Consider the following 25,819-nt stretch of genomic DNA (forward strand, 5'->3'; position numbering starts at 1 on the left):
GCGAAGACCGAGGAGCCGCACGTGTCCGTCGTCACCGCCGCATCCGAGATCGAGCCGGTCGAGCCGCACAAGGTCCTGGTGGACGGGCGGGTGCGGGAGGTCTCCGTCCCCGCGCTCGTGCCCCGGGTGGCCCGCGGCTCCCTCGCCGACCTGCCCTACGACAACGCCCGCCAGGACCCCGAGGCCCCCCTCTTCTCCCGCAAGAACCCGCAGGGCGAGTGGTACGACGTCACCGCGGCCCGCTTCGCCGCCGAGGTGCACGCCGTCGCCAAGGGGCTCATCGCCCACGGCCTGCGCCCCGGCGACCGGCTCGCCCTCATGGCCCGCACCACCTACGAGTGGACCCTGATCGACTTCGCGGCCTGGGCCGCCGGGCTCGTCACCGTCCCCGTCTACCCCACCTCCTCCGCCTTCCAGACCCGCTGGATCCTCCAGGACTCCGGTGCCGCCGCCTGCGTCGTCGAGGACCCCGAGCAGGCCCGGCTCGTCTCCGCCGAGCGCCGCCAGCTCCCCGGCCTCGCTCACCTCTGGGTCCTCGACACCGGCGCCGTCGACCTGCTCCGCCGGGCCGGGGCCCGGGTCGCCGACGAGGCCGTCACCGCCCGCCGCGGCCTCCTCACCCCCGAGACCCTCGCCACCCTCGTCTACACCTCCGGCACGACCGGCCGCCCCAAGGGCTGCGCCCTCACCCACGCCAACTTCTTCGCCGAGGTCGACAACGCCGTCCGGCTCCTCCACCCCGTCTTCGTCTCGGAGAGCAAGGAGCCCGCCGCCACCCTCCTCTTCCTGCCGCTGTCCCACGTCTTCGGGCGGATGGTCTCCGTCGGCTGCGTGCGGGCCAGGGTCCGCGTCGGCCACGCCCCCTCCGTCGAGGGCGAGGAGCTCCTCACCGACCTCGCCGCCTTCCGGCCCACCTTCCTCCTCGCCATCCCGTACGTCCTGGAGAAGGTCTTCCACTCCGCCCGCGCCACCGCCGAACGCGGCGGCAAGGCCGCGGCCTTCGACCGGGCCGCCCGCATCGCCCGCCGGTACGGGGGGACTTCGACGCCCTCGCTGTCGCTGCGGGCCGCCCGGGCGCTCTACGACGCGCTCGTCTACCGGCGGATCCGGGCCGCGCTCGGCGGCCGGGTGAGGTACGTGGTGTGCGGCGGCTCCCCGCTCGGCGCCCGGTTCGCCGAGTTCTTCAACGGCGCGGGCGTCGAGGTCTTCGAGGGGTACGGCCTGACGGAGACCACGGCCGCCTCGACGGTCACCCCGCCGCAGCGGCCGCGCACCGGGACCGTCGGCTGGCCGCTGCCGGGCACGGCCGTCCGGATCGCCGACGACGGGGAGGTGTGGCTCAAGGGCGCCCACGTCTTCGCCGGGTACTGGGACGCCCAGCGCGGGGCGGCCGTGCCGTACACCGACGACGGCTGGTTCCCGACCGGGGACCTGGGCTCGCTCGACGAGGACGGCTATCTGAAGATCACCGGCCGGAAGAAGGACATCCTCATCACCTCGGCCGGGAAGAACGTGGCCCCGGCCCCGCTGGAGGACTGGCTGCGCGCGCACCCGCTGGTCTCCCAGTGCATGGTCGTGGGCGACGACCGTCCGTACGTCACGGCCCTGATCACCCTCGACCACGAGGGCCTGGCGCACTGGCGGCGGATGCGGCACAAGGACCATCTGGCGCTCTTCGAGCTGACCGGGGACGAGGAGCTGCTGGCGGCGGTCCAGCGGGCGGTGGACGATGCCAACCGGCTGGTCTCGCGGGCGGAGTCGATCCGCTCCTTCCGGCTCCTGACGACCGAGTTCTCGGAGAGGTCCGGGCATCTGACCCCGTCGCTGAAGCTCAAACGGCGGGCGGTGCTGCGGGACTTCGCGCGGGAGATCGACGAGATGTACGGGGCGGGGGGCGGCGCGGGGAGTGTGGGGGGCACCCCCTGAGGGGTGCCGTCCGCTGTGTGTCGGCCTCAGGGCCAGAGCAGTTCGCGGATCCAGCCGGTGCTCGTCGCCGGGTCGCGGCGGTAGCGGAGGCGGAGGTGGCGGCGGCGCTCGTCGCCCTGGAAGAACTCGACCTCGGCCGGTTCGACCACATAGAGGGTCCAGGTGGGGGCGTGGGCGGCCGGTTCGGCCTCGGCCCGGCGCCAGGCGGCCGCGCTCGCCTCGGCGAGGGTCTCGGGGGAGTCCAGGACCTCGCTCTGCCGGCCGACGAGCGCCGAGGCGAGGGCGCCGGTGGTGCGGGCGTGGAGGTCCTCGTACGCCTCTTCGGGGGTGGCGGTGGTGACGTGGCCCCGGATCCGGACCTGGCGGCCCCGGGCCGGCCAGTAGAAGCCGAGGGCGGCCTCGGGGCGGGCGGCGAGCTGGCGGCCCTTGGCGCTGGTGGCGTGCGAGGCGAAGTGCCAGCCGCGCTCGTCGGCGTCGTGGAGCATCACCGTACGGACGTCGGGCCTGCCGTCCTCGTCCACGGTGGCGAGGGAGAGGGTGTGCGGCTCGGTCTGGCCGGCCGCGACCGCCTCGGTGAACCAGTCGTGGAAGAGGGCGAGGGGTTCGGGCGGGGCGCCCGCCGGGTCGAAGGTGGGGAGCTCGGTGTCCCAGACCCGGAGGGAGTGGAGGGCGTGCTGGAAGTCGGTCATGCGGTCACGGTAGGGCGCGGGGTGCCCTCGTCGGTGGCCGGAGGGGTGGTGGGCGCGGCGTTCGGCGTGGTGGTCGGGGCGGCGGTCGCGGCGTTCGGCGTCGCGGTCGGGGCTGCGTAGTCCTCGATCGGGACCGCGTTGGCCGCCGACTGGATCCCGTCACGGATCTTCTTCGCGATGAGGTTCTTCCAGGGGGTCTTCGGCAGGGTCCGCACCATGAGCATGCGCAGGGCGATCTTCCACTTCGAACCGACGGTCATCTCCTTGACGAAGCCTTCGGCCATCTTCTGGTTCTGCTCCACGCCCGGCCGCATCCGCTCCTCGTAGCGGGCGAAGGCCACGGTGTGGTCGCCGCCGGCGCGGGCCAGTTCGCCCGCCAGGATGTACGCGCCGGTGAGGGCGAGGCCGGTGCCCTGGCCGGAGGCGGGGGAGGAGCAGTGGGCGGCGTCGCCGAGGAGGACGACGCGCCCCCGTGACCAGCGGTCCATCTCGACGAGGGACATGGAGTCGAGGTAGAAGTCGTCGGCGTCGGCCGCGTGGCCGAGGAGCCGGGGGACCTCCCAGCCGTCGCCCGCGAACGTGTCGGCGAGCAGGCGCTTCTGGTCGGTGACGTTCCGGAGGTCGTAGGGGACGTCCTCGGGTGCGGAGAAGATGAAGAGGTTCTTGGCGTCGGTCTCGCCGGAGGAGCTGTAGACGCAGAGCAGCTTCTTCGGGATGGCGTGGTACGTCTCCCAGCGGTCCAGGCCCAGGTGGTTGGGGGCGGTGAAGATGGAGATGTACGCGCCGAGGTGGCGCTTGAAGCGCTCCTCCTCGCCGAAGACCAGGCGCCGGGTGTTCGAGTGCAGTCCGTCCGCGCCGACGACGAGGTCGAAGCGGCGGACTGTGCCGCTGTCGAAGGTGACCGTGACGCCCCCACCGCCCTCGGTGTATTCGTCGAGTTCGGCGATCGAGTCGTCGAAGAGGTACTCGACGTCGTCGCGGGTCCGGTCGTAGAGGATGCGGGCGAGGTCGCCGCGCATGATCTCGTCGTCCTCCTCGACGCGTCCGCCGAAGATGTCGGCGGGCAGCTCGCCGATGGTGCGGCCGGCGTCGTCGACGTACGAACCGCCGCGCATGTCCGTGGACTTGGCGCGGATCTCGTCGAGGATGCCCATCCGCCGGCAGACCTCGATCGCGGTGCCGCGGATGTCGACCTTGTAGCCGCCGGTGCGCAGTTCGGGGGCGCGCTCGACGACGGTGGGGGCGAAGCCGTAGCGGTGCAGCCAGAGGGCGAGGGCGGGGCCGGCGACGGAGGCGCCGGAGATGAGGACGGTGCGGGCGGCGGTGTGCGTGGTGCTGCTCATGGCAGGACTCCTTGTCGGGTGGTGCGGGCCTCCCCTTGCCCGCACCGATGACTATACGGATGTCCTACACGCTTGTCTATGACGGCTGTATAGATTCTTGGGAGGGGGGCGGCCCGGGTCAGTCGCGGCCCAGGACCACCGTCCCCGAGGAGCAGAACCAGCCCCCCGTCCCCGAGGCCACCGCCACCCGCGGGAGCGAGCCGTCCGGCCGGCGCACCTGAAGTCCCGGCGCCTCCCCGCGTAGTTGCCGCACCGCCTCCACCAGCAGGAAGAGGCCGCGCATCCCCGGATGGCAGGCCGAGAGGCCGCCGCCGTCCGTGTTCACCGGGAGGCGGCCCTTGTCCGCGAAGAACGCGCCGCCCTCGCCCTTCGCGCAGAAGCCCAGGTCCTCCAGGGTCACCAGCGTCATGTAGGTGAAGGCGTCGTAGACCTCGGCGAGATCGACGTCGGCCGGGGTCACCCCGGCCCGCTCGAAGGCGAGCCGGCCGCTGACCGCCGCCGGGGAGACCGTGAAGTCCTCCCACTCCGACATCGTGGTGTGCGAGACGTGTTCGCCCGTGCCGAGGACCCAGACGGGCTCGGTCCGGCAGTCCTGGACGTACTCCTCGGCGACGAGCAGCACCGCGCAGCCGCCGTCGCTGCGCAGGCAGCAGTGCAGCTTGGTGAAGGGGTCCGCGATCATCGGCCCGTCCAGGACCTCGTCGACGGTGATCGGGTCCCGGAACATCGCCTCGGGGTTGAGCGCCGCGTTCGCCCGCGCCTGGACGGCGACCTCGGCGAGCTGCTCCAGGGTCGTCCCGTACTCGTGCATGTGACGCCGGGCGGCCATCGCGTACTTGGCGATCAGGGTGTGCCCGTAGGGGACTTCGAACTGGAGCGGGCCGCGCGCGCCGAAGGAGAGGTTCGCGGTCCTGCGCCGGGCCCGGATGTCGGCGCGGGCGGTCGAGCCGTACACGAGCAGGACGGCGTTAGCGTGGCCGGCGGCGATCGCGTCGGCGGCGTGCGCGGCCATGACCTCCCAGGTGGCGCCGCCGACGGCGGTCGAGTCCACCCAGCGGGGGCGGAGGCCCAGATACTCGGCGACCTCGACCGGGGCGAGGGTGCCGAGCCCCGCCGAGGCCAGGCCGTCGATCAGGGAGCGGTCGAGGCCGCTGTCCGCGAGGGCGCGCCGGGCGGCCTGGGCGTGGAGGGCGTACGGAGTGGCCTCGTCGACGCGGCCGCAGTCGGAGAGGGAGACGCCGACGACGGCGACGCGGCGGGGGCTGCGTGGAGTGGCAGGCATAAATCTGACGGTACATCAGATTCAGTCAATCGGGACCGGCGCTTCTCTGGGCAACCGGCACTGTACAGCCCTAGCATGACGCACCGTCAGATACGGAGGGAGCTCCATGGACGCCGCCGACACCGCAGCGCTCGCCGCCGCGCTCACCGAGGAGCAGCAGGAGATCCAGCAGGAGATCCGCCACACCCTGCGGGACCTGCTCACCGAACGGGCAGGGCCACGGGAGAACCGCGAGGCCACCGCCACACCCGAGGGGTACGACACCGAGCTCTGGGCCCGACTGTCCGGCACGCTCGGCCTCGCCGGACTCGCCCTCCCCGAGCAGTACGGAGGCGCCGGCCACGGGCCCGCCGCACTCGCCCTCGCCTGCGAGGAGACCGGCCGCGCCCTCGCCCCCTCCCCGCTCCTCGCCACCGCCGTGCTCGCCGCCCCGCTCATCGCGGCACTCGGCACCCCCGACCAGCGCGCCGAACTCCTCCCGCGCATCGCCGACGGGAGCCTGACCTGCGCCCTCGCCGTCCCGGGCGGCTCCCTCACGCTCGCCCTCGGTCTGACGGGCGACAACACGGCGGAGGACTGGTCGGGCGGCGGCCGGGCGGGCGGGATCCAGGCGCGCGCCACGGATGAAGCCGGGGCCGGGGACGGGGGCGCGGGCTGGCGGCTGTACGGAGAGGCCACCCAGGTCCTCGACGGCCACAGCGCGGACCTGCTGCTCGTCGCCGCCCACACCGGCGGCTTCGCCCGCAGCCGCACGCTCCTCTTCCTCGTACGGGGACGGGGACGGGGCGACGGGGCCCCCGGGCTCGTACGGACCCGGCGGAGCGTCCTCGACCCCACCCGCCCGCAGGCCGTCGTCGAACTCCGGGACGCCGAGGCCGAACTCCTCGGCGAGGAACCGGCCGACGTCCTTGGCGCGCTCGCCACCACCGGCCGCACCGCCGCCGTACTGCTCGCCGCCGAGGCGGTCGGCGCGGCCGGATCCGTACTCGACCGGACCATCGCCCATCTGGGTGCGCGCGAGCGCTCCGGCCGGTCCGAGGGCGCCCTCCTGGCGGTCAAGGGCACGCTCGCCGCCCTCTACGTCCAGGTCGAGGCCGCCCGCTCCCTCACGTACTCCGCCGCCCGCGAGCCCGGGTCGGAGTGCGGGCCGCTCGCACTCGCCCAGGCCCTGGAGGCGCTGCGCGCCACGGCGGGCGAGTGCGTCCGGCTCGACGGCGACGCCGGCACCTTCTCCGGCGGCGAGGCGCAGCTCTACTTCCAGCGGGCCGCCTCCGACGAACTGCTCTTCGGGCCCGCCCGGCGCCTGCGCGCCCGGGCGGCGGAACGGACCGGACTCTTCGGAGAGGTGGCGGCGTAGATGCCCGTCGGCGTGAGACTGATGCAGAAGGTGTCCTCGACGAGGACTTTCGCCCGGATCGCCCCGCACGTCATCCCGGTGATGGACAAGACCGTGCACCGGCTGACGCGGGGAAAGGTCCTGCTCAGCGCCCGGATGCTGCCGGGGGTGATCCTCACCGCCCGAGGTGCGAAGAGCGGGCAGCCCCGGGTGACGCCGCTCGCCTGCATGCCGGAGCCGGACGGCGGCTGGCTGCTCATCGGCTCCAACTTCGGCCGTCCGGGCCACCCGGCCTGGACGGCGAACCTGCTCGCCCATCCGGACGCCGAGGTCAACTGGCGGGGCCAGGACATCCCCGTACGGGCGGAGCTCCTCGCGGGGGAGGCGCGGGCGGCGGCCTGGAAGGCGGCGCTCGAGTTCTGGCCGCCGTACGCCACGTACCAGCAGCGGATCGAGCGGGAGATCAGGCTCTTCCGCCTGACCCGCCGCTGACCCGCACCCGCCGCTGACCCGCCGCTGAACGCCGGGGGCGCAGGAGAGCGAGGGGCCGGGGGCAGGGGGAAACGGCGACGCCGACGGCGGTTGCGCTCCGTGGGGGCGGAGCGGGACCGCCGTCGGCGTCGACGACAGGACGGGGAAGGAGGGGCGGGGGAGGGGCTATCTGGTCGGCTTCTTGCCGGTGATGCCCAGGTGGACCAAGAGGGCGAGGTTCGGCTTGAGTTCGGCCTGCTTGACACCCCAGGTCTGGAAGCCCTTCTGGTGGCCGGCGACCGAGGCCAGCATCGCCACCAGGGAGCCCGCCATGGCGGCCGGGTTGACTTCCTTGTCGACCTTGCCCTTGGACTGGAGCTCCTTCACCGCGTCCGTGAGGGAGTTGGTGACCGAGTTCAGGATCTTCATGCGGATCTTGTAGAACCGCTTGTCGCCCTCGGCGGCGCCGAGGTCGACGACCCTGAGGATCGCGTCGTGTTTGCGCCAGAAGTCCAGGAAGCCTTCGACGAGTTCCTCGGAGGTCTGCCAGCCGGCCTTGCCGACCCAGGAGCGGCCGGAGACCAGCTCGGTCAACCCGGCGCCCTCCTTGGCCATTTCCTCCGCGATCTCGAGAACCGCACCCTCGACGTCCGGGAAGTACTGATAGAACGTCGCGGGTGAAGTACCCGCCTTCCGGGCCACATCGATGACCTTGACGTCCCGGTAGGGCGAGGAGCTGAGCATCTCACCGAGGCAGTCGAGCAGCTTCTGCCGCGTCGCCTGACCGCGTCGTCCGGCCACGCGGCCGTCGACGGTGCGTACTTGTCCTGTCATGCCGTCAGCTTACCGAGGGGTGATCGGCGCGCGATTCGGCCGACTGCAAATGGGGTGCGGCCCTGTTCCGGGAGGTCGGGACGGGTGTGCGGCTCGGGGGGCGGGGTCGGGTTCAAGCCAGGGTGACGGAGCCGCCGTGATGCCGTCGGGCCGGCCGGGGGCCCGCCGGGGGGAGCCCCGCACCCGAATAGGCTTATGAACAGCCTGTGGACAACTTCGGTGGACAACTCAAGCGCCGCAAGGGTTCCAGCCCCATATATCGCCTTTATGTTCGCATGTCAGGGCGTGCGGGAGCTCCTCCGCCGACCTAGCGTGGAACCATGGCCGTACGCACTGAGGGCACCCCCTGCTGGGTGGACGCGCAGCTCCCCGATCTCGAGGCGGGCAAGCGCTTCTACGGCGAGCTCTTCGGCTGGACCTTCGACCCCGACCGCGACGAAGCCCTCCTCGACGGGCGCCGGGTCGCCGGGCTCCTCCCCAAGCGGGACGGCCGCATGCCCACCACCTGGACCCTCTACCTCGCCACCGAGAACGCCGGCACCCTCGCCGAGCGGATCAAGGCCGCCGGCGGGCAGATGGTCATGGAGCCGTACCCCGTCGGCCCGTTCGGCGTCCTCGCGCTCGCCGCCGACCCCGGCGGCGCCGTCTTCGGACTCCGCCAGTCCGGCGACGACGACGGCTTCGAGAAGACGAACGAGCCCGGCGCCTTCTGCTGGATGGAGGTGTACACACGCCGGCCGGACGCCGTCGACACCTTCTACGCCACCGTCTTCGGCTACCTCGGCCGCCAGGCCGACGCCGACGAGGAGGGCAGGAAGGCCGGCTTCGACTACCGCGTCTGGTCGCCCCCCGGCTCCCGCCCCGGCGACGACACCGCCTTCGGCGGCCGGGCCGTCATCACCGACGACTTCCCCGCCGAGATGCCCGGCCACGTCCTCGTCTACTTCGTCGTCGAGGACTGCGACGAGGCCTGCGCGACCACCATCCGGCTCGGCGGCCGGGTCGCCACCCCGCCCTTCGACACCCCGCACGGCCGCATCGCCGTCCTCCACGACAACCAGGGCGCCCGCTTCGCCGTCCTCGCCGAACCCGCCGATACGCCCTGATCCACCCCGATCCGCACGGACCGGGGGCCCCGGCGCACCCCGCATCGGGCCGGACTGCCGGACCGATATGACCTGTGACACCGTCCCTAGGGACCGAGCGGGAGCTGTTCCTGTTGCCAGGGCTCGTGCTCAGTCGCGTGCCCCGAACGGTGTGGGGGACGCTGGTCGCCCGTTGCGCCCACGAGCTCAAGCATCCGTTCGTCCTCGGGCGTAAGGCCTTTGAGTCGAGTGCGGATCGTCACACCTGACGACCCCGGGGGCACGTAGGACGGCTCGATCGCCCGTAGAGCGGAGTCAGGCATGCAGACCCGCCTCGGGTGTCCCGTGGTCGGAGACCCCAGCCGTCACCGTCCGTAGACGCGCCGGGCGCTGTCGTCTCCGCACCGTGAGCTTCACGCCGCCCACCGTGCCACCAGCATCCGTACAAACGCGCCGCTACCGCACATGTACACCACAACAAGCGACATCTCGAACACTCACTCGCATTCATGGAAACCGAACGGGCGACACCCCGATCCGCCCCCGGGTTCGCAACCGGGCCCTCGGACAGGAAGAATCAGGGCCACGGGGCCGTACCCTCATGGCCCGTACGGGGAGGTGGCAGGCAAGTGGAACAGCTGACGCAGCACGACCCGAGACGTATCGGGCCCTTCGAGGTGCTGGGCCGGCTCGGCGCGGGCGGAATGGGCCTGGTCTATCTCGCGCGCTCGGCCTCGGGCCGGCGCGTGGCGATCAAGACCGTGCGCACGGAGCTCGCCGAGGACCAGCTGTTCCGGGTTCGCTTCACGCGGGAGGTGGAGGCCGCCCGGGCGGTCTCGGGCTTCTACACCGCCGCCGTGGTGGACGCCGACCCGCGCGCCGCCGTGCCCTGGCTGGCCACCGCCTACGTCCCGGCGCCCTCCCTCGAAGAGATAGTGAACGAGTGCGGGCCGCTCCCGGCCCAGGCCGTCCGCTGGCTCGCGGCCGGTGTCGCCGAGGCCCTCCAGTCCATCCACGGAGCGGGCCTGGTCCACCGCGACCTCAAGCCGTCCAACGTCCTCGTCGTCGAGGACGGCCCCCGGGTGATCGACTTCGGCATCGCGTCGGGCGTCTCCAACACGCGCCTGACCATGACCAATGTCGCCGTCGGCACCCCCGCCTACATGTCGCCCGAGCAGGCCCGCGACTCGCGCAGCGTCACCGGCGCGAGCGACGTCTTCTCGCTGGGCTCGATGCTGGTCTTCGCCGCCACCGGCCACGCGCCCTTCCACGGCGCCAACCCGGTCGAGACCGTCTTCATGCTGCTCCGCGAGGGCCCCGACCTGGAGGGCCTGCCCGAGGAGCTGCGGCCCCTCATCGACTCCTGCATGCAGATGGACGTCACCCGCCGGCCCAGCCCGGCCGACCTCCAGGCCCAGCTCGCCCCGCACCTCTTCGGTCCCGGCAGCGACGACAGCGGCACGGCCTCGGCCTGGCTGCCCCGCAGCGCCACCGAGATGATCGAGATCCGCCGCAACGGCGGCCGCTCCGCCCCCGGGCCGACCGCGCCGCCGATGCCGCCGCGCCCGCCCCGCGAGCCCGCCGACTGGTCCGGCGACCCGCGCTCCCCGGAGCCCGGCCCCGCCGGCCGGCAGCCCGAGCCCTCGCACGTCGGCGGCGGCCGGCAGCCCGAGCCCGCGCACCTCGGCGGACGGCACGCCGGTCCCGCCGAGAGCGCCGGCGGCCCCGTCCGGCTCGGCGGCGCCACCGTGCCGATCGGACCCGGCCCGCGGGTCTCCGACACCCGGGCCGCGCTCGCCGTCGGCCGGAGCGCCGACGCGGGCCCGGCGACCGGCTGGATCCGGCCGCCCGCGGGCGGCGCGCACGGCGCCGAGCCCGGCCCGCTGCCCGGCTCCCGCCCGGTCCCCGTCCCCTCCCAGGGCGCCGAGCCGGCCCCGCCGGCGGAGCCGGGCCCCTGGCGGCCCTGGCGCTTCCGGATGTCGAACGACGTGTGGGGCACCCCGGTCGTCGACGGCGACCTGCTTTACGTGACCTCCTTCGAGGTGCACGCCCTGGACACCGGGAGCGGCCGGCGCCAGTTCAAGACCCGGGACGTGGCCTGGTCGATGGCCGTCGCCGCGGGCCGTATCCACGCCTCCGACGGACCCACGCTCTACGCGCTCGACGCGACCGACGGCAGCGAGCGCTGGCGGCTGCACACGGACGCCTGGGTGTACTCCCTCCGGGTCGACCGGGGCACGGTCGTCACCGGGACGCGCGGCGGCGGGGTCCAGGGCTGGGAGGCCTCCAACGGCGCCAAGCTGTGGGAGATCACCGGCGCCCAGACCGACTTCGAGACCCCGGAGGCGGGGCCCGCCGTGCACGGCGACACCGTGTACGTCTGGCGGGACGCCCGGCTCCAGGCCCTCGACGCCCGTACGGGGGTGGAGCGCTGGTCGTACCCGGTCGGCGACGCCGCCTCCTGCGCCAACGTGCCAGTCCGGGTCGCCCCGGCCGAGGACGGCTGCGTCTACGTCTCCGCCGGCACCCGCGTCCTGTCGATCGACATCGCCGCCGGGCACGTCCGCTGGCACTTCGAGGCGCCCGCCGTCTTCCTCTCCCCGCCCGCGTTCGCGCCGGGACCGGCCGTCACGGGCGGCGGGGTGTACCTCTCCGACCACCTCGGCACGGTGTACGCGCTCGACGCCACGACCGGCCAGGACCGGTGGCGGATCGCGACCGAGCCGCGCCAGTCGGCCGAGCCGGTGCTGGTCGCGGACGGCAACGTCCACGTCGGCAGCGGCAGCGCGCTCTACACGCTCGACGCGGTCACCGGCACCCCGAGGTGGCGGTTCGCGGCGGGCGGCGAGCTCGTCGGCTCCCCGGTCGTCGCCGACGGACGGGTCCACTTCGGCTCCGCCGACCACGTCCTGTACACCCTGGACGCGACCGGCGGGCAGCTGCGCTGGAAGCTCGCGACGGGCGGCGAGATCACCGGCTCGCCGGTGGTGAAGGGCGGAGTCGTGTACGCGTGCAGCAAGGACCGCTGCGTGTACGCGCTCGACGCGGTGAAGGGCACGGCCACGGGACGGGGGTCCGCTCCCCGCTAACGCGGCGGGGGGCCGTCCCGGTCCGGATCCCAGGTCGGCACGTCGTAGGACTGGGTCGGAGCGGCGTACGGGGGCGAGTCCTGCGGATGCCGCTGCGGCTCGTCGCCGATGTCGCCGACCGGCGGCCCGTCCAGCGTGGGGTGGGTGGGCCGCGGCTCGTGGTCCGTACGGTCCACCCGGTCCACCCGGTGCATCCGGGTCCGGCCCGACATGACGAGCGCGCCGAGCAGCAGCAGGACCCCGCCGCCGAAGGCGTTCGCGACGCCGTCGCCCAGGCCGCGGCCGTCGCCGGAGACCACGAGGCTGCCCTCGGCCTGGCCGACCCGCACCATCCAGAAGACGGTGAAGCCGAGGACGACGAGTCCCGCGAGGGCGACGAGCAGCCGGGAGCGCAGGACGACGCCGACCAAGGTGAGCAGGGCGGCGAAGGCGAAGGGCAGCAGGATCGAGCCGATGACCTCGGCCTTCGCGTCCGTGATGCCCGTGAACAGCTCGTCGATGGCGTAATCGCGTCCGTGACGGCCGTCGTACCAGGCACGGAAGGGGCTCCAGACGGCGGCCGTCGCTCCGGCGAGGGCCAGGACCGAGCCGACGACATTACGGATCATCGATCGGCCTCCTTGACGGTCCGGCTCTCGCTCCCGACGCTACGCCCGGTGCGCAGGGGCCGCCATGCGGCACGGATCCGGATCGGATCCGGATCCGTGCCGGTCCGGGACGCCCCCTAGGATGTGGCGCGGACACGACAGCACAGGGAGGACCGATGGTGCGCACGCGCCTGAAGATGGCGGCGACGCTCACGGTGGTGGTGCTCGCGCTGACCGGCTTCCACACCGGCCACGGCAGCAGTAGCGGCGGCGGCAGCGGGAAGAGCAAGAGCGGCAAGAGCCGGAGCCACTCGGGCTCCGACGACGACTCGGGCGGCGGCTGCTCCAGCGACGAGAAGAGCAACGACGACTACAGCGGCTCGGGCGGCTCCACGGCCACGGCCTCGCCCAGCCCCACCTCGGCGACGTCGCGGATCGAGGTCGTCGTGGTCGACTGCGTGAAGCCCGCCCGGAAGAAGCGGAAGGGCAAGCCCGCCCGCAAGGCGGACACCACGGCGACCCTGAAGATCACCTCGCACGACGCGCTCGCCGGCACGTACACGATCACCCTGGAGTTCAAGGGCGCCTCGGGCACGGCGGTGGACTCGGCGGAGACCGTCGTCACCGTCGGGAGCTACGAGACGAAGACCTTCGAGGTCGCGATGAAGACCCCGAAGGCCGTCGGCCAGGTGAAGAACTGCTGGATCTACGACGTGCGCAAGCAGGAGACCACCGCGACGCCTACCGCGTCCGGTACCCCTTCCCCCGCCCCGTGAACAGCCCCGCCTGACGCTCCGGCGGCAGGTTTCCCAGGGTCACCAGGTGCGGCGCGTGGGCCAGGGCCGGGGTGCGGGACGCCTCGGTGACCGACCAGAGCGCCCGGACCGTGCCCTGGACGGCCTCGGTCGGGTGCGCGGCGATGACGGCGGCGGCCTGACGGGCGGCCTCCAGGGCCCCGCCGGCCGGGGTCAGCTCGGAGACGAGGCCCGTCTCGTACGCGCGCCGGGCCGAGGTCCGTTCCGCGCTGCCCATCAGGGCCATCCGGGCGATCTCCCCGTACGGCATCCGCTGCGCCATGTGGATGGTCTCGAAGGCGCTGACCATCCCGTAGGTGGTGTGCGGGTCGAAGAAGGTGGCGCCCTCGCCGGCGATCAGGAACTCGGCCTCGCCGAGCAGGTAGAAGGCCCCGCCGCAGGCCATGCCCTCGACGGCGGCGATCACCGGCTTCCACAGGTCGTTCGCCTTGGGGCCGATCGTGAGGAGGGGGTCGTCGATCGTGTACGGGGAGGAGGGCTGCGGGATGTTCCCGACGGCGTCCCGGTCGATCCCGGTGCAGAAGGCCCGCCCGCCGGCCCCGGTGACGACGATCGCCCGGATCTCGTCCTCGTAGCGGAAGCCCCGCCAGACGGCGGCGAGCTCGCGGGCCATGTCGAGGGTGAGGGAGTTGTGCTTCTCGGGCCGGTCGAGGGTGACGACGGCGACCCCGGTCTCCTTGTCGCGCTCGACCGTGATGCCCGGGGTGCCAGTGGTGCCGGTGGTGCCCGGGGTGCCCGGGGTGCCGGGAGTACCCGTGATGCTCGGGGTGCCGGGGGTGCTCATCCGCGCTCCAGGAGCCAGCGGGGGACGGTGACGCCGTCGACCTCGGCGAAGGCGACCTTCACCGGGGCGCCGATGCGCAGCCGACCCGCGTCGACCGAGTTCAGGGGGGCGTCGGGGGCGGCGACAACATTGCCGACGAGGCGGATGCGGGGGGCCTCGGCCAGTTCGACGAGGACCGCGTTGTACCCGGGCTGGGCGGCGTAGTCGGGCAGGAGCGGCGGGTGGGGCAGGACGTACGACCAGATCCGGCCGCGTCCGGACATGAGCCGCCACTCGCTGTCGAAGGAGCGGCAGTGCGGGCAGCAGGGCCGGGGCGGGAAGCGGAGCTCGCCGCAGCCGGCGGCCGCGCAGGCCTGGACGCGGAGCTCGCCCCGGGCGGCGTACTCCCAGAAGGGAGCGCCGTCCTCGTCGGCGACGGGTGTCAGCATCGGCATCGGTCTCGGCTCCTCAGGCTCGAAGGAGGATCGCGGAGGTGGGGACGCCCTCGCCGGCCGTGACCAGGCAGGTGGCGGCGTCGGGTACTTGGGCGGTGGAGGTGCCGCGGAGCTGCTTCACGCCCTCGTTGATGAGGTTGAAGCCGTGGACGTACGCCTCGGAGAGGCCGCCGCCGCCGGTGTTGAGGGGCAGCCGGCCGCCGATCTCCAGGGCGCCGCCCTCGGTGAACGCGGCGCCCTCGCCGCGCCCGCAGAAGCCGTAGCCCTCCAGGGAGAGCGGGACGAGCGGGGTGAAGGCGTCGTAGATCTGGGCGACGTCGACGTCCTGGGGGCCGAAGTCGGCCTGTTTCCAGAGGTGTCGGGCGGCGGTCCAGGCGGGTCCGGAGAGCGGGTCGTCGTTCCAGTAGTTGACCATGCCGTGGTGCTGGGCGGGCAGGCCCTGGGCTGCGGAGTGCACGTACACCGGCTTGCGCCGGCAGTCGCGGGCCCGCTCGGCGGAGACGATGACGCAGGCCAGTGCCCCGTCGGTCTCCAGACAGTTGTCGAAGAGGCAGAGGGGTTCGCTGATCCAGCGGGAGGTCATGTACATCTCGCGGGTCAGCGGGCGCTCGTACATGATCGCGGCGGGGTTCTGGTTGGCGCGGTTGCGGCAGGCGAGCGCGACGTTGAAGAGGTGGTCGCGGGTGGCGCCGTACTCGTGCATGTAGCGGCGGGCGAGCATGCCGATCTCGTCGGCGGGGCGGAGCAGCCCGAAGGGGCGGGTCCACTGGCCGGGGGTGGCGAGCTGGGCGGCGGTGTTGGTCCAGGGCCGCGGGCCGCTGCCGCGCTTCCGGGAGCGCCAGGCGACGCCGACGCCGGCCTGGCCGGTGGCGACGGCGGCGGCGAGGTGGCCGACGGTGGCGCAGGAGCCGCCGCCGCCGTAGCCGACCTTGGAGAAGAAGGTGACGTCGCCGGCGCCGATGGCCTTGGCGACCTCGACCTCGTCGGTCTCCTCCATCGTGTAGGAGGCGAAGCCGTCGACCTCGGAGGGGTCGATCCCGGCGTCGTCGAGGGCGGCGAGGATCGCCCGGCAGGCGAGGGTCTTCTCGCTCTCGGGGAGCTGTTTGGCGAAGTCGGTCTGTCCGATCCCGACGATGGCCGTGGCGTCCTTGAGCAAGACAACCTCCCGGAGTGGCAACGCTACTGACAGCGCGTCAGGTTACAACTAATCTGACGGATAGTCAGCTCACGGGAGCGGGCGGAGTGGAGCGCCGGAGGTGGAGATGTACGGTGACATGCGCGGCGACCTCGAATGGGGCACGATCCCCGGGCTCGTACGGGCGGCAGCCGGGCGGTACGGGGAGCGGGAGGCCGTCGTCGACGGACGCGTCCGCATCACGTACGCGGAGCTCGGCGAGCGCGTCGAGCGGGCCGCCGCGGCCTGTCTCGCCACCGGGATACGGGCGGGGGACCGGGTCGCGGTCTGGGCCCCCAACACCCTCGACTGGATCGTCTCCGCGCTCGGCGCCGTCACCGCCGGAGCCGTCCTCGTCCCCCTGAACACCCGCTTCAAGGGCACCGAGGCCGCCTACGTCCTCCGCAGCTCCCGGGCCCGCCTGCTCTTCGTCACCGGCACCTTCCTCGGCACCTCGTACGTCGCCTCCCTGCGCCGCTCGGGCGTCGAACTCCCCGACCTGGAGAAGGTCGTCGTCCTCGGCGACACCGCGCCCGACGAGGCGGGATGGACGACCTGGAAGGCCTTCCTCGCCGAGGGCGACCGGATCCCGCAGGCCCGCGTCCGCGCGCGGGCCGACGCGATCGACCCCTCCGACCCCTCCGACATCATCTACACCTCGGGCACCACCGGCCGGCCGAAGGGCGCCGTCATCGGCCACGCCCAGACCCTGCGCTGCTACGCCGTCTGGTCCGAGCTCGCCGGACTCCGCGAAGGCGACCGCTACCTCGTCGTCAACCCCTTCTTCCACACCTTCGGCTACAAGGCCGGGATCCTCGCCTGCCTCATGCGCGGCGCGGTGATCGTCCCGCAGCCCGTCTTCACCGTGGACACCGTCCTCGCCAACATCGCCGCCGAGCGCGTCACGGTCCTGCCCGGCCCGCCCACCCTCCACCAGTCGCTCCTGGACCACCCCGCCCGCGCGGCCCACGACCTCTCCACGCTCCGGCTCGTCGTCACGGGCGCGGCCGTGGTCCCGCTCCGGCTCGTCGAGCGGCTCCGCACGGAGCTTGGCGTCGGCACGGTCCTCACGGCGTACGGACTCTCCGAGGCGAGCGGCATCGTCACGATGTGCCGCCGCGACGACCCGGACGAGACCGTCGCCACCACCTCCGGCCGCCCGATCCCGGACACCGAGGTCCGCCTCTCGCCCACCGGCGAGGTCCTCGTCCGGGGCCACCACGTCATGCGCGGCTACTTCGAGGACGAGGAGGCGACGGCGGCGGCGATCGACGGGGACGGCTGGCTCCACACCGGCGACATCGGCGTCCTCGACGAGGCCGGCAACCTCCGCATCACGGACCGACTGAAGGACATGTTCATCGTCGGCGGCTTCAACGCCTACCCGGCGGAGATCGAGCAACTCCTGGGCCTCCACCCCGACATCGCGGACGTCGCCGTCGTCGGCATCCCCGACCCGAGGCTCGGCGAGGTCGGCAAGGCCTTCGCGGTGCGGAGGGCGGGGGCGCGGGTGACGGCGGACGACCTGATCGCGTGGTCGCGGCGGGAGATGGCGAACTACAAGGTGCCGAGGGAGATCGAGTTCGTGGCGGAGCTGCCGAGGAACGCGAGCGGGAAGGTGGTGAAGGGGGAGCTGAGGGCGAGGGCGTCGACGGGGTGAGGGGAACGCGGGGAGGTCAGGTCGCTGCGGCCGACTCCCCACGCCCACAGGCAAGGAGACCGATCGGGCGATGCAACCAACCCCCTACGTGTACACGTCATACGGGCAGTCGTACGCTCCCCCTACCCCGCCCGCCCCCTCCTCCAGGAGCAGCCGGTGTCGACGCAAGAGATCCGCCTCACCCTCACCCCGCAGCAGGCCGCCACCGGCGTCGTCATCCCGGTCAACCTGCCGACGGGCCCCATGCAGCTCACCGTCCCGCCCTGCCGGAACGGCGACCTCGTCCCGGCGCGGCTCGGCAACGACACGGTGTACGTGCGGATCACCGTCACCGGCGGAAAGAAGTCCGGAGTCCTGGGCTGCCTGGTCCCGCTGATCGTGATCGGCGCGCTGGTCGGCGGCTCGTTCCTCCTGAACGACGACGACAAGGACGCGGCCGGCTCCAGGGGCCCGGGCCCGATCCCGACGTTCTCGGTCTCGCCGTTCCCGAGCCTCGACCTCGACCCCACCGCGACCGCCGCGCCCACGGAGGAGGAGCCCGACCCGTTCGAGAAGGGCACCTGCCTCAACGGCCGACTGCCCGACTCCGAGACGGCGCAGAGCGTCGAGGACGTCGAGGAGGTCTCCTGCTCGGCCTCCGACGCCCACTACAAGGTCATCCAGACCTTCCCCTTCACCTCCGACATGAACAAGTGCAACGCCAACCCCAAGACGCAGTACGCCTTCTCGCACCGGTACACGATGAACGGCGCCGTCATGAGCGAGTACGTGTACTGCCTGGTCGGCCTCGGCTCCTACGCCCGCTGACGCACGAGCACGACGACCCCGGCCTCCTCCCGCACGACCCGCCACCCGGACCCCGACTCCCCGGCGGCCGCCCGCTTCCCGGTGGGCGCTCGCCCGGCCGGGTGACCTCGGGCGAATCCCGCACCTCGGGCCCTGGACCTGCGGTTACGCTCCGAAGCCCGGTCCGCGAACGCGCGAGGAGCACCCCATGAAGGCAGCCGGTTCCCTCACGGCGGCCGTGGTCCTGGCGTCGGGCCTCCTGCTCAGCCCGCACGGCGCTGCGGCCGCCGTCGACCCGGCGCCGTGCGTACGCGGCGAGTCGGAGACGCGGGGGGACTCCAGCGTGGACGGCAAGGAGCTGCGCTGGGAGGACGACACCAAGTACAACGACCCGCTGAAGTGGGCCAACCGGGTCTGGTCCCTCGGCCTGGTGACGATCGCCCCGGACGGCGCGGGCAGCGTCAACGACCTGGAGTGGCGGGACTACTCCAAGGCCGACGGCCACGCGGGGTATTGGCAGGGCAAGGCAGGCGTCGACTACATCTACCTGAACGCCTACTACCTGGACGGCAGTTACAAGGACCGGGACTCCCGCCGACACGTCGCCGTCCACGAGCTCGGCCACGCCCTGGGCATGTGCCACAAGCCGGACACCTGGGCCTCCGTGATGTGGACGAAGGTCGTCGAGCACCCGCCGACGGAACCCACCCACCGCGACGAGGCGAACTACAAGAAGCTGTGGAAGTGACCATGCAACGGATGCGGATCGCCGGTCTCGCCCTCGCCGGGACGCTCGTCCTCGGCGCCACCGCATGGGCCGCGGCGGAGGCCTTCACCGTCCGCGCGGCCCCCGTGCACGCCCTCTGCCTCCCCGACCTCTCCCGCGACGAGTACGTACCGGCCGCCATGAGCCACCTCGCCTACGCCACCGTCGAGGAGACCACCGGCTACGAGCCGGACACCGACGGCGGCCCCGGCGGCATCCAGCGCGTCCGCCTCCGCGTCCTCCACGCGCTGAAGGGCGAAGTCCCCGCCACCCTCACCCTCGGTCAGGGTGTCGGCCGCGACCCCCTGGGCCGCTACACGAGCCACGACCCCCTGTACCCCGTCCTCCGCCCCGGCCGCACCTACGTCGTCGGCTACGTCACGGACCCCGCCTACGGCGACGGCTACACCCGCTACGCCAAGCAGGAACCCGACACGGCCCTGGCCCGCTGGACGACGCACGTGGCCCGCGGAGTCGTGGCCCCGGTGGGGGAGGGGTGTGAGGAGGGGGCGTGAGTGCCGGTCGTGTGTCGTCCGGGCGCAGACGCAAGGGCCTGGACCACGGCATGGTCCAGGCCCCTGCGGGTGCGGCGACGGTCAGGTCGCGTGCGGGCTGTTCGTGTCGATGCCGACCTTCTCCGTCGCCGGGTGGCTGGTGGCGTGTATGTCCGCCAGAGCAGGCGTGGTCGTGCCGACGGCGACGGAGGCGGCGAGGAAGGCTGCCGCCAGGAACCGCTTCGTGCGGGTCATGTTCAACTCCCAAAGACCGGATTGCGGTGCAGTGCGACCTCAGCCTGCCGAAGCGGGCAGGAGGGCCGCGCCGTGGCGGAAGAATCTGTCAGGTCGCTCCGACATCCGGTCCGCGCACACCGGAGGGGCCGGGCAGCTGCCCGGCCCCTCCTCACGGTGGTCCGATCGCGTTGCGCACGGTCCCTGCCCGAACGGATCCCCCCTGGGTCCGTCGGGTGTCCCCCGAGTCCGTGTGCTCCCCCGTCGACCGGACCTCCTGGGCCCCGGCAGCTCCCCCGAAGTCGCCGCCGCGGCCTTTCCCCGTCGGGAATGGTCTACTTGGCCGGCTCCGACGTCGCGTGCAGGTCGTCGGTGGTGGCGACGGGAGGCTTCTCCCGGGTCAGGACCTTGTCCGCGATCGCGTTCGCGGGCTCGGACGTGGCGTGCAGGTCCTTGGTGACGATCTGCTCGCTTCCCGTGCCGGTGGCGTGCAGGTCCTGCGGCGTGACGATCGGGTCCGTGGCGTCGATGTCGCCCATGGTGGTCCCTTCCTGATGGATGGCTTCGCGTGCTGGTGTGTGGAGCCCGTCCGGCTGTTCCCCCGTGGACGGTCGGACGGGCCCCTTGGGGCCGTTCACCCTAGTGCTTCGGGGAGACCGGCTTCACCGGCGACCCGTCTGCCCCCCGACGCGGCGGATCGTTGAGGACAACTCTGCCGGGGGGCGATAAACGAATGATGAACGCCTGCCGGAGAGGCCTGGGGTCAGGCGGCCACTCGCGCCGCCAGAAGTGCCCTGACCTCGGAGGCTTCCGGGACCGACAACTCCTCGTAGATGTCGAGGGCTTCCTGCCAGCAGACCTGGGCCCGTCCTGACTGTCCGATGCCGTGGAGCGCCCGGCCGAGGACGGTGAGGACGTTGCCGCGCCGCCAGTCGCCGCCGATGCCGCGGAGTACGGTCAGGGCCTTCTCCGCGCTCGCCGCAGCCGCCCCGTACCGGCGGGCGGCGATGTCGACTTCGGCGATGCGGAAGAGCGCCATGCCCTCCCACAGCCTCTGCCGGCTGTCCATGAAGACGTCGAGTGCCTCGCGGAGCCGCTGCCCGGCGGCCGGGAGCTGGCCGCTCTCGGTGAGCGCGAGGCCGAGGGCGTATCGGCCGTTCGCACCCCTGAGGGCGTGGCCCATCTCGTCGTACATGTCCACCCCTTGCTGGGCCATGCGGACGGCGTCCTCCTGTCGGCCCGTCGCGAGGTGGATACGGGAGAGGTTGCACAGGGCCGCGGCCTCGCCTGCGCGGTCCCCGGCGGCACGGAACTCGGCGATGGCCAGGGTGAGGTGCCTGTCCCCGTCCTCGTACCGCGTCTGGTAGAGGGCGATGGCCCCCCTGGCGTTCGATGCCCAGCACGTGGGGAGCGGATCCTGGACGGACCGGGCCATGCGGACGACCTCCTCCGCCTCCTGCTCGGCGCGGTCAAAGCGCCCCTGGTGGTGGTGCACGTACGCCAGGGTCAGGGCCGCCCGGCCCTCGGTCCGTACGTCGTCGGTGCGCCCCGCCGCCTTCCTCAGCACCGTCGCCACCGCCTCGTACTCCTTGGAGTTCGCGCCCGACTCCGCGAGGTCCAGCGACGCCCACAGCAGGTCCACCGCCCGCCGGAGCGTGGCCGGGGAGGCGGCGGACTGGCGGACCGTGGCCAGAAGGCAGTTGGCTTCGGCATAGAGCCAGTCCTGGGCCTCGTGGCGGTCCGTGAAGGTCAGACCCTCGTAGGAGGTCGGTTCCAGGTGGTCGACGAGGCGGTCGCCGGGGCGTTCGATGGCGTAGACGCGGGCCGCCGTCGAGAGGTAGAAGTCCAGGAGGCGGGACAGGGCCGCTTCCTTCTCCGACGGGGGCTGTTCGTCGCGGTCCGCGCACGCACGCGCGTAGAGGCGGACCAGGTCGTGGTAGCGGTAGCGGCCCGGGGCCGCCGATTCGAGGAGGGACGTGTCGACGAGGGCCTCCAGGAGGTCCTCCGTGTCCCAGAGGGGGAGGTCGAGGACCGCCGCTGCCGCCGCGAGGGAGATGTCGGGGCCGTCCGCGAGGCCCAGGAGGCGGAAGGCGCGGGCCTGGGCCGGTTCGAGCTGGCCGTAGCCGAGTTCGAAGGTGGCCTTGACCGCGAGGTCGCCCGCCTGGAGTTCGTCGAGGCGGCGGCGTTCGTCGGCGAGCTTCGCCGCGAGGACCGAGACCGTCCAGGTGCGGCGGGCCGCCAGGCGGGACGCCGCGATGCGGATCGCGAGGGGGAGGAAGCCGCAGGCCGCGACCACGTCGAGGGCCGCTTCGCGTTCCGACTGGACCCGTTCCTCGCCGACGATCCTCGTGAACAGCTGGAGCGCCTCCTCCGGGGACATCACGTCCAGGTCCACCAGGTGCGCGCCCGCCAGGTCGACCATGCGGATGCGGCTCGTGACCAGGGCCGCGCAGCCTGCCGTTCCGGGGAGGAGGGGGCGGATCTGGGCCGCGTCCCTCGCGTTGTCCAGGAGGACCAGGACCCGGCGGCCGTCCAGTGTCGAGCGGTAGAGCGCGGCGCGGTCGTCGAGGGAGTCGGGAATGGCCGAGTCCGGGGTGCCGAGCGCGCGGAGGAACGAGCCGAGGACGGTCTCCGGGGCGGCGGCGCGGTGGCCGGCGCCCTGGAGGTCCACGTACAGCTGCCCGTCCGGGAAGTGCGGCCTGGCCTCGTGGGCCACGTGCACCGCGAGCGTGGTCTTCCCGACGCCGCCGATGCCCGCCAGCGCCGAGACCGCCATCACGTGGCCCTCGGCCGTCGCGAGCCTGGCGCCGAGTTCCCGTACGAAGGAGGATCGTCCCGTGAAGTCGGGGACGGTGGCCGGGAGTTGGGCCGGGCGTGCGATGGGTGCGGCCGCCGGGGCCGCCTCCTCGACCGGGCGGGCCAGCTCGGTGTCGCCCTGGAGGATGCGCTGTTGGAGCCGGGAGAGTTCGGGGGTCGGGTCGACGCCGAGCTCGTCGGCGAGGAGCCGGCGCGTGTCGGCGTACACGGCGAGCGCCTCCGCCTGCCGTCCGCCCCGGTAGAGCGCCAGCATCAGCAGCTCGCGGAGCCGCTCGCGCAGCGGGTGGGCGGCGGTCAGCGCGGTCAGCTCGGAGACGGCCTCGGCGTGTGCGCCGACCTCCAGGTCGATGTCCAGGCGCGTTTCGAGGAGCGTCAGCCGCCATTCCTCCAGGCGGGTCCGCTGCGTCTCGGCGTACGGGCCGGGTACGGAGGCGAGCACCTCGCCGTCCCACAGCGCGAGTGCCTCGGCGAGCCGGGCCCGCGCGCCCGCCCGGTCCCCGGCGGCCCGCAGCTTCTCGGCCTCGGTGGCCAGTTCCTGCGCGGTGAGGAGGTCCAGGGCCTTGGTCCGCAGGGCGTAGCCGCCGGACTCGCTGACGAGGACCTTCGGGTCGAGGGCCTTGCGGAGGCGGGAGGCGTACGTCCGTACCGCCGCGAGGGCCTGCGAGGGCGGTTCCTCGCCCCAGAGCGCGTCGATCAGCTCGGAGGCGGTGGCGGTGCGTCCGCCGCGCAGGAGCAGGGCGGCGAGCAGGGCGCGCTGCTGGGGCGAGCCGGTGGGCAGGGCCTCGCCGTCCCGCCAGGCGCGTACGGGGCCGAGCACGCCGAAGCGCAGCTCACCGGGCCCTTCGCCGGCGGGCAGCTCGGGGCCTTCCCCGGTGCTCGCGCCCGCACTGACGCCGCTGGTGGCCTCGTCGGTGTGCGCACTCGTGGAGGCATCTTCGCCCGCCGGGGCCGGCGTGCCCACCTTCCGAGCCCGCTGCACCGGAACTCGCGGCCCGTTCACACGGTCCATCGCTCCCCCTGCCCGTACCGCTGGTTTCGCCCAGGACAGTCTGCCTTGTCCGGAGGGAGTCCGTCAGCATCGGGTCGGCCGGGAGCCGGGGTCGGAGCAGGGCCGGTACCGGGTCGTTGCGCGACCGTTGTACGGCACGATAGCTGACGGGCCGTCAGATCGGCGCTACCGTGAAGGCCATGGAGAGTATGGAGACAGCCCCCGAGGCCTTCCCGAAGATCATCTCGGTGGACGACCACACCGTGGAGCCCCCGCACGTCTGGCGGGACCGGCTCCCGTCCCGCTTCCACGACACCGGCCCCCGGATCGTCCGCGCCCCCCTCAAGGAAATGACCTTCCTCGGCGGCAAGTTCGCCCCGGTCATGGGCGCCAAGGGCGACGACGGGCCCATCGGCGACTGGTGGGTCTACGAGGACCTGCACCGGCCCCTCACCCGGCTCGACACCGCCGTCGGCTACGACCGTGACGAGATCAAGCTCGAGGTCATCACCTTCGAGCAGATGCGGCCGGGCTCCCACTCGGTCCCCGACCGTCTCGCCGACATGGACGTCAACCACGTCCAGTCCGCCCTCTGCTTCCCCACCTTCCCGCGCTTCTGCGGGCAGACCTTCACCGAGGCGAGCGACCGCGAGCTCGGTCTGCTCTGCGTCCGCGCCTACAACGACTGGATGGTCGAGGAGTGGTGCGGCCCCGAGGCCCACGGGCGGCTCATCCCGCTCACCCTCATCCCGCTCTGGGATCCCGAGCTCGCCGCCGCCGAGGTCCGCCGCAACGCCGCGCGCGGGGTCCGGGCCGTCGCCTTCTCCGAGATACCGCCCCACCTCGGGCTCCCCTCGGTCCACACGGACCACTGGGACCCCTTCTTCCGCGCCTGCGACGAGACCGGCACGGTCATCGCCATGCACATCGGCTCCTCCAGCCGGATGCCGTCCACCTCCGCCGACGCCCCGCCGGCGGTCGGCTCCACCATCACCTTCGCGAACTGCTGCTTCTCGATGGTCGACTGGCTGATGAGCGGCAAGTTCGAGCGCTTCCCGAACCTGAAGATCATGTACGCGGAGGGCCAGATCGGCTGGATCCCGTACATCCTGGAGCGCGCCGACGTCGTCTGGGAGGAGAACCGGGGCTGGGGCGGGGTCGCGGACAAGGTCCTGCGCCCGCCGTCGGAGCTCTTCGCCGGCCACGTCTTCGGCTGCTTCTTCGACGACGCCTTCGGTCTGAAGAACCTCGACTCGATCGGCGTCGGGAACGTCCTCTACGAGACGGACTACCCGCACTCCGACTCGACCTGGCCCAAGTCGCGGGAGGTCGGCGAGGCCCAGATGGGCCACCTCGCGCCGGACGTCGTCGAGCGGATCGTGCGCGGCAACGCGATCGACCTGCTGGGGCTGAGTCCGGAGGGGCTCTGGCGGGCGTGAGTGGGGGGCGTGGCGCGCGGCGGGGCATGGGGGCGCACCGCCGCGCGGCCCTATCGGACGTCGCGGACGCTGTGTTCGCTCAGGTCGGCCGCGTGCCGGGCGATGGTCCTGTAGTCGACGTCGTCATGGAGGACGGTCAGCCCGTGATGGGCCGCGGTGGCCGCGATCATCAGGTCGACGGCCGAGGCGCTCCTGTGCTCCCCGGCCCTCGCCATCCGGTGCTGTACGGAGCCGATCCAGCGTCCCGCGTTCTTGGGTACCGCGACGTCGGGGTAGAGGTCGGCGAACATCTCGGCGATCTCGTCGTACTCGCGACTGTTCCGGGCGCTGTAGAGGAACTCGGCGCGCTGGGGGTAGCAGGAGGCGATCGCCTCGGCGTCGATGGCGTCGTACCAGGCCGACTGGAGCGCCGGGTCGCTGAGCAGCCGGACGAGGCCGGAGGTGTCGAGGAGGTAGATCACCGACCGTCCTTCTCGGCTCGGTGCAGCTGCTCGGCGTCCTCGACCGCCCCCCACGTGCGTGCGCGCTCGAAGTGGTGGCCGATGCGTGCGGCGCGCTCCTGCCGGTCGGCGTAGAACCGGAGGGCCAGGTTGACGGCCTCCTTCTTGGTCCTGGCCTTGGACAGGGTCATCGCGCGCTGCAGTGCGTCATCGTCTATGTCGATCTGGGTCACGGCCATGTCGAGCCTCCCTGTGCTGCCCCGGGACACCGGTGTCCCGGTGTCCCGGTGTCCCGGTGTCGCGATGCTGGCGATGTTGGCGATGTACAAAAAATCGTACGTCATCA

24 protein-coding genes are annotated in these 25,819 nt (G+C 72.8%); 11 read left to right on the forward strand and 13 right to left on the reverse strand.

Annotation, left to right across the window (positions count from 1 at the left end):
* Window positions 1-78: 78 nt before the first annotated feature.
* Complete coding sequence (locus ASC82_RS18020) at window positions 79-1,926, forward strand: AMP-dependent synthetase/ligase (protein ID WP_242427709.1); 1,848 nt, start codon at window positions 79-81, stop codon at window positions 1,924-1,926.
* Between the two features lie 26 nt (window positions 1,927-1,952).
* Here ASC82_RS18020 and ASC82_RS18025 read toward each other — a convergent pair whose 3' ends face one another.
* The 3 genes from ASC82_RS18025 to ASC82_RS18035 form a co-directional block, all read right to left on the reverse strand.
* Window positions 1,953-2,615, reverse strand: a complete 663-nt coding sequence (locus ASC82_RS18025; RefSeq protein WP_056648822.1) for a pyridoxal 5'-phosphate synthase — start codon at window positions 2,613-2,615, stop codon at window positions 1,953-1,955.
* A complete protein-coding gene (locus tag ASC82_RS18030) occupies window positions 2,612-3,958 on the reverse strand; it encodes an FAD-dependent monooxygenase (RefSeq protein ID WP_079039340.1) in 1,347 nt (448 codons plus the stop codon). Before ASC82_RS18030 ends, ASC82_RS18025 begins: the two co-directional genes overlap by 4 nt.
* Before the next feature lie 118 nt (window positions 3,959-4,076).
* A complete protein-coding gene (locus ASC82_RS18035) occupies window positions 4,077-5,240 on the reverse strand; it encodes an acetyl-CoA acetyltransferase (RefSeq protein WP_056648824.1) in 1,164 nt (387 codons plus the stop codon).
* Window positions 5,241-5,346: 106 nt separating this feature from the next.
* On the opposite strand from ASC82_RS18035, the gene ASC82_RS18040 reads away from it, so the two are divergent.
* Both ASC82_RS18040 and ASC82_RS18045 read left to right on the forward strand, forming a co-directional pair.
* Window positions 5,347-6,597, forward strand: coding sequence for an acyl-CoA dehydrogenase family protein (locus ASC82_RS18040; protein ID WP_056648827.1), 1,251 nt, complete (start codon window positions 5,347-5,349; stop codon window positions 6,595-6,597).
* Complete coding sequence (locus tag ASC82_RS18045; protein WP_056648829.1) at window positions 6,598-7,068, forward strand: nitroreductase family deazaflavin-dependent oxidoreductase; 471 nt, start codon at window positions 6,598-6,600, stop codon at window positions 7,066-7,068.
* 165 nt (window positions 7,069-7,233) lie between these two features.
* On the opposite strand, the gene ASC82_RS18050 is transcribed toward ASC82_RS18045, so the two are convergent.
* A complete protein-coding gene (locus ASC82_RS18050) occupies window positions 7,234-7,881 on the reverse strand; it encodes a TetR family transcriptional regulator (protein WP_056648831.1) in 648 nt (215 codons plus the stop codon).
* 320 nt (window positions 7,882-8,201) lie between these two features.
* On the opposite strand from ASC82_RS18050, the gene ASC82_RS18055 reads away from it, so the two are divergent.
* Window positions 8,202-8,987, forward strand: coding sequence for a VOC family protein (locus tag ASC82_RS18055; protein ID WP_056648833.1), 786 nt, complete (start codon window positions 8,202-8,204; stop codon window positions 8,985-8,987).
* A 608-nt stretch (window positions 8,988-9,595) separates the two neighbouring features.
* Window positions 9,596-12,055 carry a PQQ-binding-like beta-propeller repeat protein gene (locus tag ASC82_RS18060; protein WP_056648835.1) on the forward strand — a complete coding sequence of 820 codons (2,460 nt, stop codon included), beginning with the start codon at window positions 9,596-9,598 and terminating at the stop codon, window positions 12,053-12,055.
* On the opposite strand, the gene ASC82_RS18065 is transcribed toward ASC82_RS18060, so the two are convergent.
* Complete coding sequence (locus tag ASC82_RS18065) at window positions 12,052-12,663, reverse strand: hypothetical protein (protein WP_056648836.1); 612 nt, start codon at window positions 12,661-12,663, stop codon at window positions 12,052-12,054. The two genes, ASC82_RS18060 and ASC82_RS18065, sit on opposite strands and share 4 nt — an antisense overlap.
* A gap of 155 nt (window positions 12,664-12,818) precedes the next feature.
* On the opposite strand from ASC82_RS18065, the gene ASC82_RS18070 reads away from it, so the two are divergent.
* The gene (locus ASC82_RS18070) at window positions 12,819-13,418 is read left to right on the forward strand and encodes a hypothetical protein (RefSeq protein ID WP_056648838.1); all 600 of its coding nucleotides are present in this window, start codon (window positions 12,819-12,821) and stop codon (window positions 13,416-13,418) included.
* On the opposite strand, the gene ASC82_RS18075 is transcribed toward ASC82_RS18070, so the two are convergent.
* The 3 genes from ASC82_RS18075 to ASC82_RS18085 are packed head-to-tail and all read right to left on the reverse strand — an operon-like array spanning window position 13,384 to window position 15,831.
* Window positions 13,384-14,241 (reverse strand): enoyl-CoA hydratase/isomerase family protein, encoded by an 858-nt coding sequence (locus ASC82_RS18075; RefSeq protein ID WP_079039341.1) that lies wholly within the window; start codon window positions 14,239-14,241, stop codon window positions 13,384-13,386. The genes ASC82_RS18070 and ASC82_RS18075 overlap by 35 nt on opposite strands.
* On the reverse strand, window positions 14,238-14,669 hold the full coding sequence (locus ASC82_RS18080; protein WP_107105921.1) for an OB-fold domain-containing protein: 432 nt from the start codon (window positions 14,667-14,669) through the stop codon (window positions 14,238-14,240). Before ASC82_RS18080 ends, ASC82_RS18075 begins: the two co-directional genes overlap by 4 nt.
* A 19-nt stretch (window positions 14,670-14,688) precedes the next feature.
* The gene (locus ASC82_RS18085) at window positions 14,689-15,831 is read right to left on the reverse strand and encodes a lipid-transfer protein (RefSeq protein ID WP_056648842.1); all 1,143 of its coding nucleotides are present in this window, start codon (window positions 15,829-15,831) and stop codon (window positions 14,689-14,691) included.
* A 118-nt stretch (window positions 15,832-15,949) separates the two neighbouring features.
* Here ASC82_RS18085 and ASC82_RS18090 point away from each other — a divergent pair, with 118 nt between their 5' ends.
* From ASC82_RS18090 to ASC82_RS18105, 4 genes are all read left to right on the forward strand, one after another.
* Window positions 15,950-17,509, forward strand: a complete 1,560-nt coding sequence (locus ASC82_RS18090) for a FadD3 family acyl-CoA ligase (protein ID WP_056649561.1) — start codon at window positions 15,950-15,952, stop codon at window positions 17,507-17,509.
* Between the two features lie 156 nt (window positions 17,510-17,665).
* Complete coding sequence (locus tag ASC82_RS18095) at window positions 17,666-18,316, forward strand: hypothetical protein (protein WP_056648844.1); 651 nt, start codon at window positions 17,666-17,668, stop codon at window positions 18,314-18,316.
* Window positions 18,317-18,503: 187 nt separating this feature from the next.
* Entirely contained in the window at window positions 18,504-19,043 is a 540-nt protein-coding gene (locus ASC82_RS18100; RefSeq protein WP_056648846.1) for a matrixin family metalloprotease, read from the forward strand.
* On the forward strand, window positions 19,040-19,576 hold the full coding sequence (locus ASC82_RS18105; protein ID WP_157863474.1) for a hypothetical protein: 537 nt from the start codon (window positions 19,040-19,042) through the stop codon (window positions 19,574-19,576). Before ASC82_RS18100 ends, ASC82_RS18105 begins: the two co-directional genes overlap by 4 nt.
* Window positions 19,577-19,657: 81 nt before the next feature.
* On the opposite strand, the gene ASC82_RS30405 is transcribed toward ASC82_RS18105, so the two are convergent.
* The 3 genes from ASC82_RS30405 to ASC82_RS18115 form a co-directional block, all read right to left on the reverse strand.
* Entirely contained in the window at window positions 19,658-19,810 is a 153-nt protein-coding gene (locus tag ASC82_RS30405) for a hypothetical protein (protein WP_157863475.1), read from the reverse strand.
* 314 nt (window positions 19,811-20,124) lie between these two features.
* Entirely contained in the window at window positions 20,125-20,328 is a 204-nt protein-coding gene (locus ASC82_RS18110; protein ID WP_056648850.1) for a hypothetical protein, read from the reverse strand.
* A 224-nt stretch (window positions 20,329-20,552) separates the two neighbouring features.
* Window positions 20,553-23,615 carry an AfsR/SARP family transcriptional regulator gene (locus tag ASC82_RS18115; RefSeq protein ID WP_079039342.1) on the reverse strand — a complete coding sequence of 1,021 codons (3,063 nt, stop codon included), beginning with the start codon at window positions 23,613-23,615 and terminating at the stop codon, window positions 20,553-20,555.
* Between the two features lie 179 nt (window positions 23,616-23,794).
* On the opposite strand from ASC82_RS18115, the gene ASC82_RS18120 reads away from it, so the two are divergent.
* A complete protein-coding gene (locus tag ASC82_RS18120; RefSeq protein ID WP_056648853.1) occupies window positions 23,795-25,033 on the forward strand; it encodes an amidohydrolase family protein in 1,239 nt (412 codons plus the stop codon).
* Window positions 25,034-25,083: 50 nt separating this feature from the next.
* Here the strand turns inward: ASC82_RS18120 and ASC82_RS18125 are convergent, their stop codons facing one another.
* Entirely contained in the window at window positions 25,084-25,494 is a 411-nt protein-coding gene (locus tag ASC82_RS18125; RefSeq protein ID WP_056648855.1) for a PIN domain-containing protein, read from the reverse strand.
* The gene (locus ASC82_RS18130) at window positions 25,491-25,712 is read right to left on the reverse strand and encodes a type II toxin-antitoxin system VapB family antitoxin (RefSeq protein WP_024756966.1); all 222 of its coding nucleotides are present in this window, start codon (window positions 25,710-25,712) and stop codon (window positions 25,491-25,493) included. Before ASC82_RS18130 ends, ASC82_RS18125 begins: the two co-directional genes overlap by 4 nt.
* Between the last annotated feature and the right edge of the window lie 107 nt (window positions 25,713-25,819).

This window comes from Streptomyces sp. Root431, assembly GCF_001426585.1.
Taxonomy (GTDB): domain Bacteria; phylum Actinomycetota; class Actinomycetes; order Streptomycetales; family Streptomycetaceae; genus Streptomyces; species Streptomyces stackebrandtii.